Genomic DNA, 16,350 nt, shown 5'->3' with positions numbered 1-16,350 from the left:
TCACCTCTCGTCCTCTGCTAACCAAGTTTTTATAACTTCTGCAACTTGTTCAGGTTTTTTGTTTGCATAATTTTTAAGCTCTTGTTCAAGTGTCATACCTTCATCGTTGTCATCAAGAATAGGCTCATATGCTATTGATTGCTTTGGAACAATATTATCCCCTACCATCAAATCAATTGTATGGGATGGTTTATCCTCTTCAAAATCTTCATTATTTTTCTTTCTTCTGTATATAATTAAAGCAATAACCAGTAGTATTAAAGCAGCAGAGGCTGCACCAACCTGAATATAGAATTTCTTTTTCTTTTCATATTCTTCTTGTTTTTGCATAGCAGCTAAATCACTTTCCAGCTTTTTCTTTGCTTCCTGGTTAAATGCCAATGCTTCTATATTGATGGTATCCCCTCTTTCCTGATTATAACCAGTTGCTGCTGCAACAATGTTCTGAATAGATTGTTTTTCTTCAAAGCTAAGATTACCATCAATTACTACTGAAACCGTCATTCTTCTTACTTCTCCAGGAGCTTTAACTACATTCTCCTTTGTTTCTCCAATTTCGTAGTTTGTAGTCTCCTCTTCTCTATTTGAATTAGAAGACTGATTTCCGCTATTTACTATATTATTAGATGTATTATTGTCTATAGGACTGTTGCCTGTGTCTTTTCCTAAAGAATCACTTGCATTTTCCTTAATTTTATGCTGACTTCTAACAATTGAATCTTTATCATATTTTATTGTTGTTATTTCCTTTGAATCAAAATCCAAATCAGCATTTACCTTAACTGATACCCTGCCTGCACCAAAAACATTTTCAAGCATTTTTTTTAAATCATTTTGAAGACCATTTTCAAACTGCTTTTCATATTCCTGTTGTTTTAAAGCAGAAACAGTTCCAGTTGGACTTATATCATTGAATAAATTTTCACTTAATAAATTCATGTTACTATCTATAACTTCTACATTTTCCTTTGGCAGATTTTTCACACTGCCTGAGACTAATGCAACAATTGCCTTTACCTGTTCTGGGCTTAATGTATTAGTAGCTTTCAATTTTAAAGTTACTGATGCTGTTGCTTTATCAGTATCCCTTGTAAAAACAGTTTCCTGTGGCATTACAAGGTGTACCCTTGCCTTTTCAACTTCTTCAAAACTCTCAATAGTTCTTGCAAGTTCCCCCTCTAATGCTCTTTGATACATAATTCTCGCTTCTGAGTCAGTTACTCCAAACTTTCCTTCGTCAAATAATTCAAATCCCTTTCCTGATGAAGGCATATATCCATCTGAAAGAACTGTCATTCTTAACTCATCAACTTTTTCTTCTGGAACTAAAATTGAGTTTCCCTTAATTTTATATTGAATTTTGTCTTCATTAAGCTTTGTTATGATCTTTTCAGAATCCTGTGGTTCTAAGTTAGAAAATAAAGTTGCATAAGTTACTCTATTTAAATATACAAATAATATAATAGATGAAAATATAATTCCTGATGTTAGTAAAATAATTACAATCCTTTTTTTCTTGCTTAAATTATTCCATTTTTCCTTTAACGTCTTAAAGTATTCCGTAAGCTTATTCATTAAACGCACTCCTTCAACTGAATGCTACTATATCTGCATTCTGCTTATTTCTTGATACGCATCAACTATTTTATTTCTTATCTGTACCGCTAATTCTAAAGCTAATCTAGCCTCTTCAGTTGAAATCATAACTTCATGTATGTCAGTTACTTCTCCTGTTAATAGCGATTTAGTAGATTCTTCAGCATTTAATTGAAGTTCATTTACCTTATCAAGTTCTTTTTGTAAAAATTCGCCAAAATTTACATTTTTATTTAAAGATTGTGAATTTTTTTAGATTCTGCCATTCCTAAGGCACTAACTGAATTTATCTGCATTTATCTCCCTACCTTCCTATTTCTAATGCCTTCATATACATTTGTTTTTCTGAATTAATTGCAGTTACGTTGGCTTCAAAGGATCTTGAAGCTGCTATTAAATCAACCATTTCATTTAATATATTTACATTTGGCATCATAACATACCCATCCTTATCAGCATCAGGATGTGAAGGATCATAAACTTTTTTTAAAGGACTTTGATCTTCAATTATACCTCTCACCCTGACTCCTTTGAACTTTTCCTGATAAGTATTTTTATTTTTGTCCAATGCCTTGTCCAAATTTTCCTCAAAGGTAACAATCTTTCTTTTGTATGGACCGCCTTCTGAGGTACGTGTAGTTTCTGCATTGGAAATATTGCTTGCAATTACATCCATTCTCATTCTTTCTGCAGATAAGCCACTAGAACTTATTCTCAATGCTGAAAACATGTTCATCTACTATCTTCTCCCTTCACTTATCACATATCTTCTTACTGAAATTCTGCTATTTGCTTGACTAATCAGAGCATTATATAATATATTGTTTGCTGCTAAGTTAGCCATTTCATTATCTATGTCTACATTATTTCCATCCAGACGCATTGATGTACTTTTATCCTTTATTACGTCATGAGAAAGAGTTGATATGCTACTCCCATCATTTATGTGTTTATCATGGGTTGTTTTAAGCCCCACATTTGCATTCTCTATGGCATCCTTTAATTTATCTTCAAAAACTACCCTTGACGCTTTAAAGCCCTTTGTATTTACATTAGCAATATTATGGGCAATAACCCTCCCTCTTTCTGCTGAAGCATTTAAACTTTTTTTCAAAAGCAAGTAATTCAGTTCATCAATTTTTTCTATCATTTGGTGTTTCTCTCCTTTTTTTGACTTTATATCCTACCTATACTAAATTTATTACATTATTTTGCATATGTCAATTAGTTTCATCCTAAAAAAAATGAAACCATTTTGTATTTTTAATATCGTTTATTATAACACTAAATTCTATATTAAATATTTTTTGTGACATAAATCATTATTGTCTATATTTTACGATAAATCGACACATTTTTAAAGGGCTTTAACAAAAAAATAACTACAAACTTTAAAAGTTTGTAGTTAAAGATCATAAAAACTCGTATTTAGTTACAAATTTTTAACCTTTCTTTGTTATTCTATAAGCTTCTTCAAATGTTTCCTTTAGCTCTTCAGCAAACCCTAAAACTTCTTTTGCTATTTCAATGTCTTTTTTAATATTAGCCTCAATCAACCTTCTATGCATATAATCATAAAGAGCCATTAGGGATGTTGCCATTTCTCCACCAATTTCTAAATTTAATGTTGCCATAAATTCTAGTATAATGCTTTGGGCTTTAACAAGATTGGTATTTGATTTATTTATATCTTTTTCTTCGATTCCTGCTATCCCTTGCTTAATAAATCTTACAAGGCCATCGTATAACATTATAAGAAGCTTTTCTTTTGAAGCTGTATTAACACTATTCTGTTGATATACATTTAATGCATTTGTATTATACATAAAGACACCTCTATCCCTTTAAATCAATAAAATTACCTGTTGTTCTTCTAACCTTCAAAAGCAAATCTTCCACATCATCTACTTCAGAATCATATATTTCATTATTATCTTTATCGTACATTTTTAATTTTACTTTATTCTTATGTAATCTATATTCAACTTTAATGTTAAACCTAGATAAAAGAGCTGTAAATTCTTCTGCAGCTTTTTGCTGTCTTTGTTCGTTAAAATTTTTATTACTACTGTTTTTATCTTTACTAAGCTCAGCTCCTTTTACCTCATGAACTATTCTATCTACTATTCTTTGCTCCACCTGTTTTATTATAAGGGGTTCTATTTTGTCTAAAGTGAAAGGGTTAATCGACATAGCACTCCCCCTCCCTACCTTTTCTCATCAACAAATATTCCTGCTATTTCCCATAACTTAGCAACCATATCAAGTATCTTTTCTGGTGGGAATTCTTTTAAAGTTTCTCCCGTCTTATCATCAATCACTTTAACCATTATATCTTTTGTTTTCTCATGTACCTGAAACTTAAGATGTGTATTATTTTTAAACAAAACCTTATTTGCTTTATCAACAGCTGAATCAAGTTCCTTATGAGTATATTTCTTTTCTTCTGTCTTTTGCTCAACTTTATTTTCTCTAAAAATCTCTTCTTTTTTAAATCCGTCATTAATACCAGAAAAATTAGTTATATTCACTTTATTTATTTCCAACTTCATCACCCCTAGTTAGTTCTACAAATTTTATCGGAAATAATATTAGAGACTTTATAGTAAAAATGTAAATTTACATTTTGTAACACTTTTTATTTTGACTTATTGTTGAACGTAGTATTTTTTTAACACTAAAGAGATGAAGTCTTGGAAATCTAGGATTTTAATATTTAGCTCATTATGATAATCATTTTTCAACCTGATTTTTGTAAGTTTTTCAGCCAATTGATTTATATTTTAAGTATGAATTTATTTTTTAAAGAAAAAAGACCCTTTTAGGTCTTCTAGTGCTCATTGGTATTTTCCATTTCAAGTAACATTATTTCCTGCTGAAGCTTTTGAATTTGCCTTCCTATTTCTTCTCTTTCAGCTTTACTTAAGTCATTTTCAAAAGCTTCAACAGCTAATTGCCTCATCATTATTAGTCGTTCCTCTATCATTTCAAGAATTTGTATTCTATATTTTACCCATTGAAGTTCTTTTATTAATTCTTCTTTATCATCCATATTTTCACACACTTACATCTATTATTATTCCTAAGTTTGGATCAACACTCTTTTCAATCATCTTTACTGTTTCATTGGCTGTTTGTTTGCCTGTTTCCATTACAAGTTTCATTACTGCAAGGCTTGTTTCTTGAGCTACTTTTGCTTGGTTTAGGTTAATTGATAAGGCAGCTATGTCCATGGTATAAGCCTCCTTACTATATTAAAAGAGCCAGAGGAATTTTTCTCTGCTCCTTTGGTATCTTTATTATCTTAATAACTGTAACACTCCTTGTGGTTGTTGGTTAGCTTGTGCAAGTATTGCTTGAGCAGCTTGTGTTAAGATGTTTTTCTTACTAAACGCCATCATTTCCTTAGCCATATCTACATCCCTAATTCTTGATTCTGATGCTGTTAAGTTCTCTTGTGTATTTTCATTAACAGCTAATGCATGTTCTAATCTGTTTTGTACTGCACCAAGATTAGCTCTTTTTGTTGAAATAGATTTAATAGCATCATCAAACTTTGTTATGGCCTCTTGTGGTGCTGTTGTAACATTTACGCTACCTAATCCTAACGAACCTGAATTTACACTAAATAAATCTATATCCATAGTTTGTCCAATATTTGCACCTAATTGTATCTTTAATGATGCTGAAAAACTTATTGATGTTGGAAATATAACATTAAAATTCGTAGGATTATCATTTAATCCACCTGTTGGTATTACATCCTTTGCATTTTTAGATGAACCTCCATGTGCACTACCAGATATTGAACCTACATCATCGTCATCTAAATCAAAACTTGCAGCATCTATGGCATTTTCAAAATCAGTAATATCGCCGAATGTAGTTCGACCAAGTATAGCTTGTATAGTGTTGTCCCCTGAGTCATCACTATTTTTTATATCTGATAATATATCTTTAAATGAGTTAACTCCACTAAGGTTACTAGCGGCTACCTTTACTGCCAAATAAGCAGCTGAATAATCAAGGCTTGTACCACTCCAAGCAGCACCATTAATAAGTTGTTTCGCCCTCGCCTTTGCATTTGCTAACCCATCTATTTTTAACCTTTCATCTGCACCTGGTATAAATTCTGCTGTACCTTCTTTAAACCAAGTTGGCATATCATAAAAATCATCTCCCATCGCGTCTGCCATTATGGCGTGAACCATTTCATGTGCTATTATTCTATCATTATATAATGGAGTTCCACTTAATGAAAATATATTTCTCCATCTGGTGGTTCACTTGGCTTAAAATCTGCTAAATCTATATTTAATGTTAAGCTTGTTAATGTAGCAGTACTTCCCCCAACACTCCACATTTGAGAAACACTTGCTAAAGTTCCGCCTTCTGCGTCTGTATAAAGATTAACGTTTAAATCGCGATTTGATGGAGTAAGTCCATAATAAGTTTGTATTAATTTTGCCGCCTCTTCAAGCCAACCTGTCTTCAATCCGTAAATTACTTTAGAAGTTAAATCACTTGGTGCAGATGAATTTTTAAGTATAAATTTACTATTAAACTGTGTGTTATTTGCTATATTATCTATTTCACTTAGTATTTGTGTTATTTCATCTTGTATTTCAGTCTTATCTTCTGATGTATTTGTTCCATTTGATGCCTGAACTGATAACTCCCTTCCTCTTTGAAGGAGAGAATGTACTTCATTTAAAGCTCCTTCTGCTGTTTGAACTAAAGATATTGCATCTTGTATGTTTCTTGATGATTGACTTAAACCTCTAATTTGAGCTCTCATTTTTTCTGATATTGAAAGCCCAGCTGCATCATCTGAAGCTTTATTTATTCTAAGACCTGATGATAGTTTCTCTATGCTTTTTTGCATATCTTGATTATTTATAAACATCATTCTATGAGAATTTAATGCATTTAAGTTGTTATTGATTCTCATGATTGTCCTCCAAAATATAATACCATATAATTTAAAATTAGATTCGGTAAGTATTCTCTATAAGCCTTGATATATCTCAGTTTTATATTAAAAATTTTTTTGAAATACAAATTCAGTATTATCAAGGCTTAGCTTGATTACCTACCGAATTAAGGTTTATTTAAATTCCAGTTAGTAAGAGAATTTATTCTTTAAAGCCGATTTATCTTTTTAATTGTTTAAATTCAGGCAAAATATTGCTATAATTAATAACATATCTTCCATTGTTAGTTTCTAAAATTACATGATTTTGTAAATCTATTAAATTGCTTTTTTTAAATTCATTATTAACCTTACTATATACATAATCAAATAATTTAAGAAAATCAGCATTTAAACCATGGTCAGTTGATTTAATCATTTCTCCGTCAACTTCCTTTGATGAAATTTCATTGTATTCACAATTCTCTATCGTTCTACAAAATTTACTTTTGTCAAAACAATTTATTAAATTATCAGTCTTCCCATGAAAACATAGTATCTTACATTTATTTTTAAAATTAGAATATATACATTGTAAATTTAATAGTTCGCTATCAATTCCTATTTTTTTGCTAAATATTCAAATTCAATACTTAATGTAAAATTATTTATAACCTGAAAAAGAAACCTATTTGCTTTTAAATATACTGGATATATCCAAGCAGAATTATCAATAATCAATGAAAATAATGTAGGTGCAAATGCGTTGCACAAATAGGCCAAATATGCACCATGTGACTGGCCATAGATAATTACTTTTTTACTATTAAATTCACAATTATTTTCATATATTATATTCATTACCCTTAACGTAGCAACTATATTATCTAATGCTTGCATTATACCCATATCATTAAAATCAAATAATGTTTCACCAGATAAATCCGCTTTAACATTTATATTTATATTGTAGTTCATTGCATTCCTAAGAAATTCATCAAAATCTAATTTGCCGTTTTTATATATTTTCTCTGTCTCTTGCTTTGTAAAAATTCTATTTATTTGTTCTTGATCCAAGTTTGGTATAATAATTTTATCTGCCTGTTGCATAAATTGCCATCCAAAATAATCACATTAAATTGTAACTAAGTTGTATTTATCTGCAAATTCATTTCTCATTTTCTTATAAACATTAGAGTTAGCATTTCCACCAAATCCTGCAATAAATAACAAAATACCCGTATCTGAGTTAATGCCATTATTAGGTTCAGAAAAATATATCTTTATTTTTCTATTTTTATAATTTCCTTGATTTTTACTATTAACATATATACTATTATGTGTATATTCTGTAATAAAATATTCTCTAGCCATTTTAAAATACTCCTTTAATTGTAATATAAACTTAATAATCATGTTTTAAATTTACAATTTCTTACCTAATATTTTTATAACCTCACAAACCTTCTCTATATTTTCCTGCTTTAATGATACAGAACTTGGCAAATTAATACCTTTTGAACTCACTTCTTGTGTTACACTTAAATCTCCACATCTACAATTTAAATATGATGGCATAGTGTGAACAGGAGTAAAAAATGGTCTTGTTTCAATTCCTGCTTCGTACATTATTTTTATAAGTTCATCCCTTGAAACTGGAAATCCATCCTCAATCAAAATTGAATATAACCAAAATACATTTTTAGTTTGTGGTTTTTCAACTGGTAAAGTTATGTTTTTAATATCTTTGAGCAACTCATTATAAATAAATGCATTTTTTCTTTTAACTTCTATATATTCTTCAATATTTTCAAGCTGTGCACATCCCATAGCTGCCAAAATATTAGGCATTCTAAAGTTAAAACCTATATCTGAATGATAAAAACCTTTGTTTTCCAATGTTACTTTAGCTTGTGTTGATAAGAATTTAGCTCTTTCACTTAATTCCTTATCATTTGTTACCAACATTCCACCTGCACCAGTTGTTATAAGTTTGTTACCATTGAAACTAAAGCATCCAATATGTCCAATAGTTCCTGTATGTTTTCCTTTATATATTGAACCTAAACTTTCTGTGGCATCCTCTATAACATACAAATTGTATTTATTTGCAATTTCCATAACCTTGTCCATATCTACAATATTACCATAGATATGAACAGGTAGAATTGCCTTTGTTTTTTGAGTTATAAGTTCTTCTATTTTTTCTGCATCCATAACAAATGTATCTCTACATATATCTACAAAAACAGGTTCTGCTCCTACATACTTTACTGCATTAACAGGTGCAATAAATGTCATAGAAGGAACGATAACCTCATCTCCTTCTTCTATTCCTAAAACTTTTAATGCCAAATGAAGTGCCGATGTACCATTTACATTTACAACTGCACTATTAGCACCAACAAATTTAGCAAAATCCCTTTCAAATTTATCTACATAACTTCCAACAGAAGAAACCCAATTTGTATCTAAACATTCTTTTATATATTTCCATTCATTTCCTTTTATCTCTGGCACACAAAGAGGAATCAATTTATTCATCTCCCTTTTAAAATTTATTAAACATTATATATATTTGTCTTATATAAGTGTAGATTATTTTTTAACCACTCAATCGTTTCTTTTAATCCTTCGTCTAAAGTATATCTTGGCAACCAGCCTGTTAAATCCTTTATCTTTGTATTATCAGCCCATAGCCTGTTAACTTCGCTTTTTTCTGGTCTTATTCTTTCTTCATCACATACAATCTCAACTTCTCTTCCAATTATATTAATTATTTTCTTTACTAAATCTGCAATTGAAATCTCATAGTTTGAACCTGCATTTATAACCTCTCCAATTGTGTTATCACACTCTGCAACCTTTATAAAAGCCTCAACAGTATCCTTTACATAATTAAAATCCCTTGTTGGTGTTAAACTTCCAAGCTTAATTTCATTAGCACCAGATAATATTTGACTTATTATAGTTGAAATAACTGCCCTTGCAGATTGTCTTGGACCGTAGGTATTAAATGGTCTTAATGTTACAACTGGCAAGTTATAACTTCTATAAAAACTTTCCGCTATTTTATCTGCACCAATTTTTGATGCAGAGTATGGCGATTGACCCTGCAGAGGATGTTTTTCATCAATTGGTACATATAATGCTGTACCATAAGTTTCTGAAGTGGATGTATGAACCACTTTCTGTACATCATATTCTCTACAAGCTTCTAATACATTAGTTGTACCTTCTACATTAGTTTTTACATAAGCCATAGGGGATATATAAGAATACGGTATAGCAATAAGTGCAGCAAGATGAAAAACTACCTCTTGCCCCTTAATTATCTTTTTCACACCGTCATATTCCCTTATATCCCCCAAAACCACATTTATATTATCCTTTATATTTTTATCAAAGGTTTCAATCCAACCCCAATTATTAAAAGAATTATATTGTACAAGAGCTGTTACATCAGTCCCTAATTCAACTAATCTTTCTGTTAAATGGCTGCCTATAAAACCTTCTGCTCCTGTTACTAAAACTTTTTTGCCCTTTAAGTCCATCTATATCTTCTCCTTTATACCTTTGTTTTTATAATCTTAGCAGGAACTCCAACAGCGACCTTATTATCACCGATATTATCAATCACTACAGCCCCTGCACCAATGGTAGTATTTTCACCAATATTGATACTATGTATAACTGTTGCACCTATACCTATATGTACATTATCACCAATTTTACAATTACCTCCTAATTTCGCACCAGGGGATATGTGGCAATTATCTCCAATAACACAATCGTGTTCTATTATAGAAGATGTATTTATTATTGAGTTTTTGCCTATATATGCATTAGCATTAACAACTGCATTTGCCATTATACAAACTCCTTCTTCAATTGTAGTATATGGTGAAACTATTGCATTCTTATGTATAAGTGTTGGAATTTTGAAACCTATTTGTTTAAGTTTTTTATATAATTCATATCTAAATACTAAATTATCTATTGAACCAACTGAAACAAAGGCATATTCTATACCTTTTTTAAATAAGTCCTGCAAAACTTCATCGGTGTCTATTATAGGTATTCCGAACAAATTACCACCTAAGTTGAATTTATCTGTAATACCAACTATCTCAAATTCTTTAACACTATTAATAATATCTATAATAACCTTGCAATGTCCACCTGCACCTACTAAAACAATTTTTTTCATAACAACCACCCTAAAATCTTTCCCTTACAAGCATAAATGCTTCGGCATAAGCGACTCCACAAGAAGCACCTCTAAATCTTGCTAATGCTTTTATATTATCTAAACTTCTTGGAAGTGGAATTTCTTGAACTTCAGATTCATATAATTTCATTATCTCTAGTTTCTTATCAATATAGTCAGTAATATCGCTGTAAACATTAGGTATAAAAATATTTTCTGGTAAACTTGGTGCTATCTCAGTTTCAGAAATACATTCATACATTAATATCTTCTTAATAAATGGGTATCTAAAGCTTTTTGTACAACTCATTATTGCTCTTGCCGCTACTTGATGGTCTGTATGTATATCTGATCTATTGACCATATACACAACTTCAGGTTTTACTTCCATTATAATCTTTGATAAATTTTTTATCAGCAAACTAATATCTACTTGATGTAGTCTTGTAGTACTATATTGAAGCTGATATACACTATTAAATTTATAAAGCTGAGAAACAGCTTTAACTTGTTGTTCTCTATCATTTATAAACTTTTTACTGTATCCTATCGATTCTTCTGGCTTTGTAATAATTAACCAGTATGTATCATCCCCATTTGCCGTATGCTTTAATATTGTTCCGCCACATCCCAATGTTTCATCATCAGGATGAACAGAGATTATTAACACCTTCATTAATATTGCCTCCTAATATACATCAGAATCACCCATTGTAATATACCAGTTACTAATATTTCCTAAAAATTCTGCATTAATTGAGTCAGAATTAATTTTAAATCCAAAGTGTGATATTTTATCGTTGTAATTAAACCCTAATTTTAATAATTTACTTACAAACAAATTATCATTTATCCAAGTTTCTACACTAACACCTTTCTTATCAATTATTTCATTGATTACTTTTTTGATTAATTCTTCAAATACAAAATCGTCATAACATAATATATCAACAATGTCGCCAGTCAATTTATCTAACTCTGAATACATTTTGTAAACACAATATCCTAATAATTTTTCATCTTTTTTATATTCTAAAATATAATATTTATTTGTTGGATTAGAGACATATCTCCAATTTAAATATTTAGAAGTTCTATCAACTATAATTCCATAATTACGTTTTAAAATCACTTTTCTAAAAAAATCGTCATATTCTTTTCCAAACATACTTATAGCTGATATGTTATTGTCAACATCGCTATATTTTTTAAATATGTTTTTCGACAAAGCATTAACATCTGAAATATGCTGCCAATCAAGATATTTAACAAAACCATGAAGAGAGTTGTTATTTGGGAACCCCCAAATTAAGTTGAGTATATTATAATTCTTTTCATATAAATCCCTCGCTAACTTTTTAAAAATACCCATGTTTTTATATTTGTTCGAGGTCATAGTAGTCATTGAAAATCCAGTACGAACAGCCCTATTATTAATATAAAGATCTATTGGAAAAGTAGCATAATGCCCTGCTAAATCTTCGTCATTCCACATCAGATTAATATATTTTTCTTTAAACTTGTTGTATCTCCAGTTCCAATATTCAAGTTGCATTTCTTTATGGAATACTTGCTTGAAAAGTTCTGTTATTTTATATTCATCACCTATTTTATATTCTCTAATAACTAATTCCATATAACATCCTCCTTTTTTTCAGAACTATTTTAGTAAGTAATCTTTTTCATTAAAAGCTTTTTCTTATCCATAAGAAGTGTAGTTAATATGTTCTCAATCTTTTTAGATGTATTTCCATCACCATAAGGATTTTCACATGAATTACAAATCTCTTTGAATTCTTTATCTTGAGTAGCTTTTAATATACTATTTACAATCACATTTTCTGCTATACCACAATCCAAAACGTTATCTCCCTTAACTCTTCCTTTTTGCCTTGTTCCAATATTTATAGCTGGAATCTTAAATGAAGCTGATTCTAATATTCCACTTGATGAATTTCCAATTACAAAACTACAATTTTTAAGTAAAGAATAATATTCTTCTTGCGATAAACTGTCTACCAGCAAAAACCTTGGATTGCTATAACATTCATTTTTTATTATATTCATTATCTTATCACTCCCTAAATCATTATTAGGCTTAGTGCATATTACCTGAATATCAAAATGACTTAAAGCTTTGATTATATTATTTATTTGTAACTCAATATTCTCAAATTCTGTTGGTACTGGATGAAACGTTAATACACAAAAGGGTTTTTTAAAATCTAAGTTATTGAATTTTCTTCCTAAATCATCTCTTGATAAAAATTTACACATATTTATATAATCTATTGCAGGAGAACCCACATTAAAAACTCTCCATTCTTCTTCCCCCATTTTCTTAATTCTTATAGCATGATCTTCAAGTGCAGTAAAATGGATACTAGCTAATTTTGTTATACAATGCCGTACATTATTATCGTAAGTTACATATTCATCTATGGTGTCGCCTCCAAATATATGACATACAGGGATATCACACAGCATTGAGCTATAAACAGGCACTATTAATTCAGTTCTATCACCTAGAACTATTACTAAATCAAATTTATTATTTTTCAAATAATCTGCAAAGGATAAAAATCCAATACCTAAACTTTTTACTAATGTATACTTATTTATATCACTCATAAACAAATCTACCTCATCTACATGCTGACATTTTTCTTTAACATATTTAATTGTATTACCATGCTCCTTAAGCAAATGAATGCCTGTTGCAATTACTTTCACTTTGAATTGCTTTGACTTTTCTAACCTATTAATAATTGGGAATAACAATCCAAAATCTGCTCTTGAAGTAGTAACAACACCTATTCTTTTCATTATTATCACCTACTTAACTTTTCAAATGTTAATATTTCATCTTTTTCTATGTCTTGTATAGCCATATTTCCAACTATTTCATCCGCATATACAGGAGATAATCCTCCTTGACACCTTTTAAATGAAATATTGTCATAGGATATTAGTTCTCCTTGCTTTATTAATCTATTTGCTACTATACTTTTTCTAGCACTTCTCTTAGAACTTTCCTCACTTTTTTGGCAGCTTTTTATACCATTACCTAGTGAATTTTCTATATTCCTTATGCTAATGATCATATTCTTTAATTCTTCAGCATCCAATGAGGCTCTATGATCTGGTCCATCCATACTCTTATCTAAAGTAAAGTGTTTTTCTATAACCACTGCACCCATTGTAACTGCAGCAATAGGAACTTCTATTCCTATTGTATGGTCTGAATATCCAACAGGTAATTTAAAAGCATCCTTTAATGTAACCATTGCTCTTAAATTAACATCTTCATAGTCTGTCGGATAATTTGATGTACAATGTAATAAAATTATTTTATCATTTCCTTCTTGCTTTATTGAATTAACAGCACATTCAACCTCTGCTAAATTCGCCATACCTGTTGAAACTATCATAGGTTTATTAAATTTTGCTATATACCTTAAAAGAGGAATGTTTGTTAAATCCCCTGAACTTATTTTGTATAAATCTACACCCAGATTTTCCAACAAATCAACACTTTCAAAATCAAATGGAGTAGAAATAAATATTAATCCCTTTTCTTCTGCGTATTTTTTTAAAATAACATGGTCTTCAAATGATAGTTCAAGTTTTTTTAGCATTTCATATTGTGTACCACTTCCAGTAGTGTTTACTTGATAGTTTGCCTTCGGTGCATCCTTTGTAACTAAGTTTTCTGATTTAAATGTTTGAAATTTTACAGCATCAACACCTGCTTCCTTTGCAACATCAATTAACTTTTTTGCTATTTCCAAATTACCATTATGGTTTACTCCTGCTTCTGCAATAATAAAACATTTATTTTGCTTAAATAATCCTTCCATAGCTATCTACTCCTTGCTTTAATAAGAACTCTGTAAATTTAAAATCTATTTCATCATCAATGTCAACTGATGTAAACTTATCCATAACAATTGGAATTGTATTGTTTGTATACCAATTTTTATTATTTAATATTATATCTACTTTTGCAATATATATTGCTCCATTTAATCTATAAACAATAGGCAAATCCTGTCTCCTTGCATAAAATTTATTATCACTCAAGTAATCAACCATCTTCCCGTTTTTTATAACCTTCATCCAATATGGATTAACTTCACTTTCACACACACTAATAGCTGAATCTGCATCTTTTGTGTATATATCATATATTCCCTGATCTATATGCTTTGAATTTCTTAAAGGTGATGTACATTGAAGACACATCACATAATCAGAATTATAATTTTCATCATACAATAAATAATTTATAGCATGAATTATTGGCTCTATTCCAGGTGTATCATCCTGTGCAAGCTCCTTTGGTCTAAGAAAAGGAACTTCTGCACCAAAAGACTTAGAAATTTCTGCTATCTCTAAGTCTTCAGTTGATACAATTACTCTATCTATATATTTACTATTTAATGCTTCTTTTATTGTATAGGCAATAAGTGGTTTACCATTCAAGTTCTTTATATTTTTTCTTGGAATACCTTTTGAACCACCCCTTGCAGGTATTATAGCAACAACCCTTTTACCTTCTATCAAAGTCATATACTCCTTTCATTCTTCTATATTAAGCCTCCTTAACATATCTTGAAGATTATCCATCTGTCCCATATCCATCCAAGAACCTTCGCTTATAGGATATACCCCTACCTTTTCACCTTTTTTTAAGTAATATTCATAAAGGCTTGGAAGGTCAAAAAACTCATTTTCTGGAACATCATATATAGTTTCTGGTTCTAAAACATAAAAACCAGTATTTACTAAATATGTGTGTTTAGGCTTTTCAACTACTTTTTGAACTTTGCCACTATCATCAAGTTGTATAACTCCATAAGGAACTTCAAAAACTTTAAGCGATGTAACCATAGTTATTTTATTTTTATTTTCTTCGTGTTTTTTTAAAATATCACTATAATCTGCCTCAACTAAAATATCACAGTTGGATACAAAAAAAGTAGTATTTATCTTATCCTTTAAAAGATAAAGGCTTCCCCCAGTTCCTAAAGGCTTTTCTTCTTCTATATATGTTAACTCATAATTTTTTTCTATTTCTCCAAAATATGATTTTATCATATTTTTCTTATAATTTACAGTTAAATAAAACTTCGTACATCCAAACTGATTAAATTTATTTATAATTCTTTCTAATATTGGTGTATCTCCTATTGGAATTAACGGTTTAGGCAAAATCTTAGTATATGGATGTAGTCTTGTTCCTTTTCCCCCTGCCATTATTACAACAGGTACATCTATTTTTTCTCTCTTTTTAAATTCTTCATTATTTAACTCATTCCAAAAAACAATTGATTTTAATACCCCATTATCATCAACAAGAGGAATTGCTTCAATATTATTCTTTAACATTAAATTCAAAGCTTTATTTTTATGCTTTATATTTAAAGTAATTGGGGTTTTATTCATCACTTTTTCCACTTTTTCATTTAAGTCCCCATTTTTAAGTATCCATCTTCTAATATCTCCATCTGTTAAAACTCCAGAAAGTCTATCATCTTCTACAACCAATAGAATTTTTTTTGCACTTATGTCCAGTTTCCTCATAGCTTCAAGAATTGTCACATTTTTATTTACCATTAAATCAGTCATA

Annotated in this window: 22 protein-coding genes and 1 pseudogene; all 23 read right to left on the bottom strand. The window is 29.7% G+C overall.

The annotated features are described in order from the left end of the window. Positions 1 to 1,575, bottom strand: a complete 1,575-nt coding sequence (fliF, locus tag Q428_RS05765; protein WP_035379056.1) for a flagellar basal-body MS-ring/collar protein FliF — start codon at positions 1,573 to 1,575, stop codon at positions 1 to 3. Positions 1,576 to 1,602: 27 nt separating this feature from the next. Further along, positions 1,603 to 1,827, bottom strand: a pseudogene (gene fliE, locus Q428_RS14850) (flagellar hook-basal body complex protein FliE); the annotation flags it as partial. A gap of 73 nt (positions 1,828 to 1,900) precedes the next feature. After that, a complete protein-coding gene (gene flgC / locus Q428_RS05755; protein WP_035379054.1) occupies positions 1,901 to 2,332 on the bottom strand; it encodes a flagellar basal body rod protein FlgC in 432 nt (143 codons plus the stop codon). Positions 2,333 to 2,335: 3 nt separating this feature from the next. Beyond that, positions 2,336 to 2,746 (bottom strand): flagellar basal body rod protein FlgB, encoded by a 411-nt coding sequence (gene flgB, locus Q428_RS05750; RefSeq protein WP_035379052.1) that lies wholly within the window; start codon positions 2,744 to 2,746, stop codon positions 2,336 to 2,338. Positions 2,747 to 3,038: 292 nt separating this feature from the next. Beyond that, positions 3,039 to 3,422, bottom strand: a complete 384-nt coding sequence (gene fliS, locus Q428_RS05745; protein WP_035379050.1) for a flagellar export chaperone FliS — start codon at positions 3,420 to 3,422, stop codon at positions 3,039 to 3,041. Between the two features lie 10 nt (positions 3,423 to 3,432). Beyond that, positions 3,433 to 3,789: a hypothetical protein gene (locus Q428_RS05740; protein WP_035379048.1), complete on the bottom strand. Its 357-nt coding sequence runs from the start codon at positions 3,787 to 3,789 to the stop codon at positions 3,433 to 3,435. A gap of 14 nt (positions 3,790 to 3,803) precedes the next feature. Further along, positions 3,804 to 4,142, bottom strand: coding sequence for a flagellar protein FlaG (locus Q428_RS05735; RefSeq protein ID WP_051514988.1), 339 nt, complete (start codon positions 4,140 to 4,142; stop codon positions 3,804 to 3,806). A gap of 284 nt (positions 4,143 to 4,426) precedes the next feature. Further along, a complete protein-coding gene (locus tag Q428_RS05730) occupies positions 4,427 to 4,648 on the bottom strand; it encodes a hypothetical protein (RefSeq protein WP_035379046.1) in 222 nt (73 codons plus the stop codon). A 4-nt stretch (positions 4,649 to 4,652) separates the two neighbouring features. Then, positions 4,653 to 4,829 (bottom strand): YjfB family protein, encoded by a 177-nt coding sequence (locus Q428_RS14845; protein WP_084478156.1) that lies wholly within the window; start codon positions 4,827 to 4,829, stop codon positions 4,653 to 4,655. A gap of 66 nt (positions 4,830 to 4,895) precedes the next feature. Then, positions 4,896 to 5,861, bottom strand: a complete 966-nt coding sequence (locus Q428_RS16310; RefSeq protein ID WP_278244873.1) for a flagellinolysin — start codon at positions 5,859 to 5,861, stop codon at positions 4,896 to 4,898. After that, positions 5,849 to 6,547, bottom strand: a complete 699-nt coding sequence (locus tag Q428_RS14420; protein ID WP_051514984.1) for a flagellin N-terminal helical domain-containing protein — start codon at positions 6,545 to 6,547, stop codon at positions 5,849 to 5,851. Before Q428_RS14420 ends, Q428_RS16310 begins: the two co-directional genes overlap by 13 nt. A 202-nt stretch (positions 6,548 to 6,749) precedes the next feature. Beyond that, positions 6,750 to 6,947, bottom strand: coding sequence for a hypothetical protein (locus tag Q428_RS16530; RefSeq protein WP_341349012.1), 198 nt, complete (start codon positions 6,945 to 6,947; stop codon positions 6,750 to 6,752). Between the two features lie 182 nt (positions 6,948 to 7,129). Next, positions 7,130 to 7,618 (bottom strand): DUF2920 family protein, encoded by a 489-nt coding sequence (locus Q428_RS15125; RefSeq protein WP_152539076.1) that lies wholly within the window; start codon positions 7,616 to 7,618, stop codon positions 7,130 to 7,132. Between the two features lie 24 nt (positions 7,619 to 7,642). Further along, positions 7,643 to 7,882 carry a hypothetical protein gene (locus Q428_RS15120; protein WP_152539075.1) on the bottom strand — a complete coding sequence of 80 codons (240 nt, stop codon included), beginning with the start codon at positions 7,880 to 7,882 and terminating at the stop codon, positions 7,643 to 7,645. A gap of 51 nt (positions 7,883 to 7,933) precedes the next feature. Then, positions 7,934 to 9,043, bottom strand: a complete 1,110-nt coding sequence (locus tag Q428_RS05710; protein ID WP_035379044.1) for a LegC family aminotransferase — start codon at positions 9,041 to 9,043, stop codon at positions 7,934 to 7,936. 26 nt (positions 9,044 to 9,069) lie between these two features. Beyond that, positions 9,070 to 10,062: an NAD-dependent 4,6-dehydratase LegB gene (locus tag Q428_RS05705; RefSeq protein WP_035379042.1), complete on the bottom strand. Its 993-nt coding sequence runs from the start codon at positions 10,060 to 10,062 to the stop codon at positions 9,070 to 9,072. A gap of 14 nt (positions 10,063 to 10,076) precedes the next feature. Further along, positions 10,077 to 10,718 carry an acetyltransferase gene (locus Q428_RS05700; RefSeq protein ID WP_035379040.1) on the bottom strand — a complete coding sequence of 214 codons (642 nt, stop codon included), beginning with the start codon at positions 10,716 to 10,718 and terminating at the stop codon, positions 10,077 to 10,079. A gap of 10 nt (positions 10,719 to 10,728) precedes the next feature. Continuing rightward, a complete protein-coding gene (locus Q428_RS05695; RefSeq protein ID WP_035379038.1) occupies positions 10,729 to 11,394 on the bottom strand; it encodes a PIG-L deacetylase family protein in 666 nt (221 codons plus the stop codon). Between the two features lie 12 nt (positions 11,395 to 11,406). Next, a complete protein-coding gene (locus tag Q428_RS05690; protein WP_035379035.1) occupies positions 11,407 to 12,354 on the bottom strand; it encodes a GNAT family N-acetyltransferase in 948 nt (315 codons plus the stop codon). A gap of 29 nt (positions 12,355 to 12,383) precedes the next feature. After that, positions 12,384 to 13,544 carry a UDP-N-acetylglucosamine 2-epimerase gene (gene neuC / locus Q428_RS05685; protein WP_035379033.1) on the bottom strand — a complete coding sequence of 387 codons (1,161 nt, stop codon included), beginning with the start codon at positions 13,542 to 13,544 and terminating at the stop codon, positions 12,384 to 12,386. A 5-nt stretch (positions 13,545 to 13,549) separates the two neighbouring features. Beyond that, the gene (gene neuB, locus Q428_RS05680; RefSeq protein WP_035379031.1) at positions 13,550 to 14,578 is read right to left on the bottom strand and encodes an N-acetylneuraminate synthase; all 1,029 of its coding nucleotides are present in this window, start codon (positions 14,576 to 14,578) and stop codon (positions 13,550 to 13,552) included. Beyond that, complete coding sequence (locus Q428_RS05675) at positions 14,562 to 15,290, bottom strand: acylneuraminate cytidylyltransferase family protein (RefSeq protein ID WP_035379029.1); 729 nt, start codon at positions 15,288 to 15,290, stop codon at positions 14,562 to 14,564. Before Q428_RS05675 ends, neuB begins: the two co-directional genes overlap by 17 nt. Before the next feature lie 9 nt (positions 15,291 to 15,299). After that, positions 15,300 to 16,349 (bottom strand): nucleotidyltransferase family protein, encoded by a 1,050-nt coding sequence (locus Q428_RS05670; protein ID WP_035379026.1) that lies wholly within the window; start codon positions 16,347 to 16,349, stop codon positions 15,300 to 15,302. Position 16,350: the final 1 nt, after the last annotated feature.

Origin of the sequence: Fervidicella metallireducens AeB (genome assembly GCF_000601455.1) — a bacterium.
Taxonomy (GTDB): domain Bacteria; phylum Bacillota; class Clostridia; order Clostridiales; family Caloramatoraceae; genus Fervidicella; species Fervidicella metallireducens.
The sequence above is the reverse complement of the archived record's forward strand: the minus strand, read 5'-3'. Positions and strand labels throughout refer to the sequence as shown.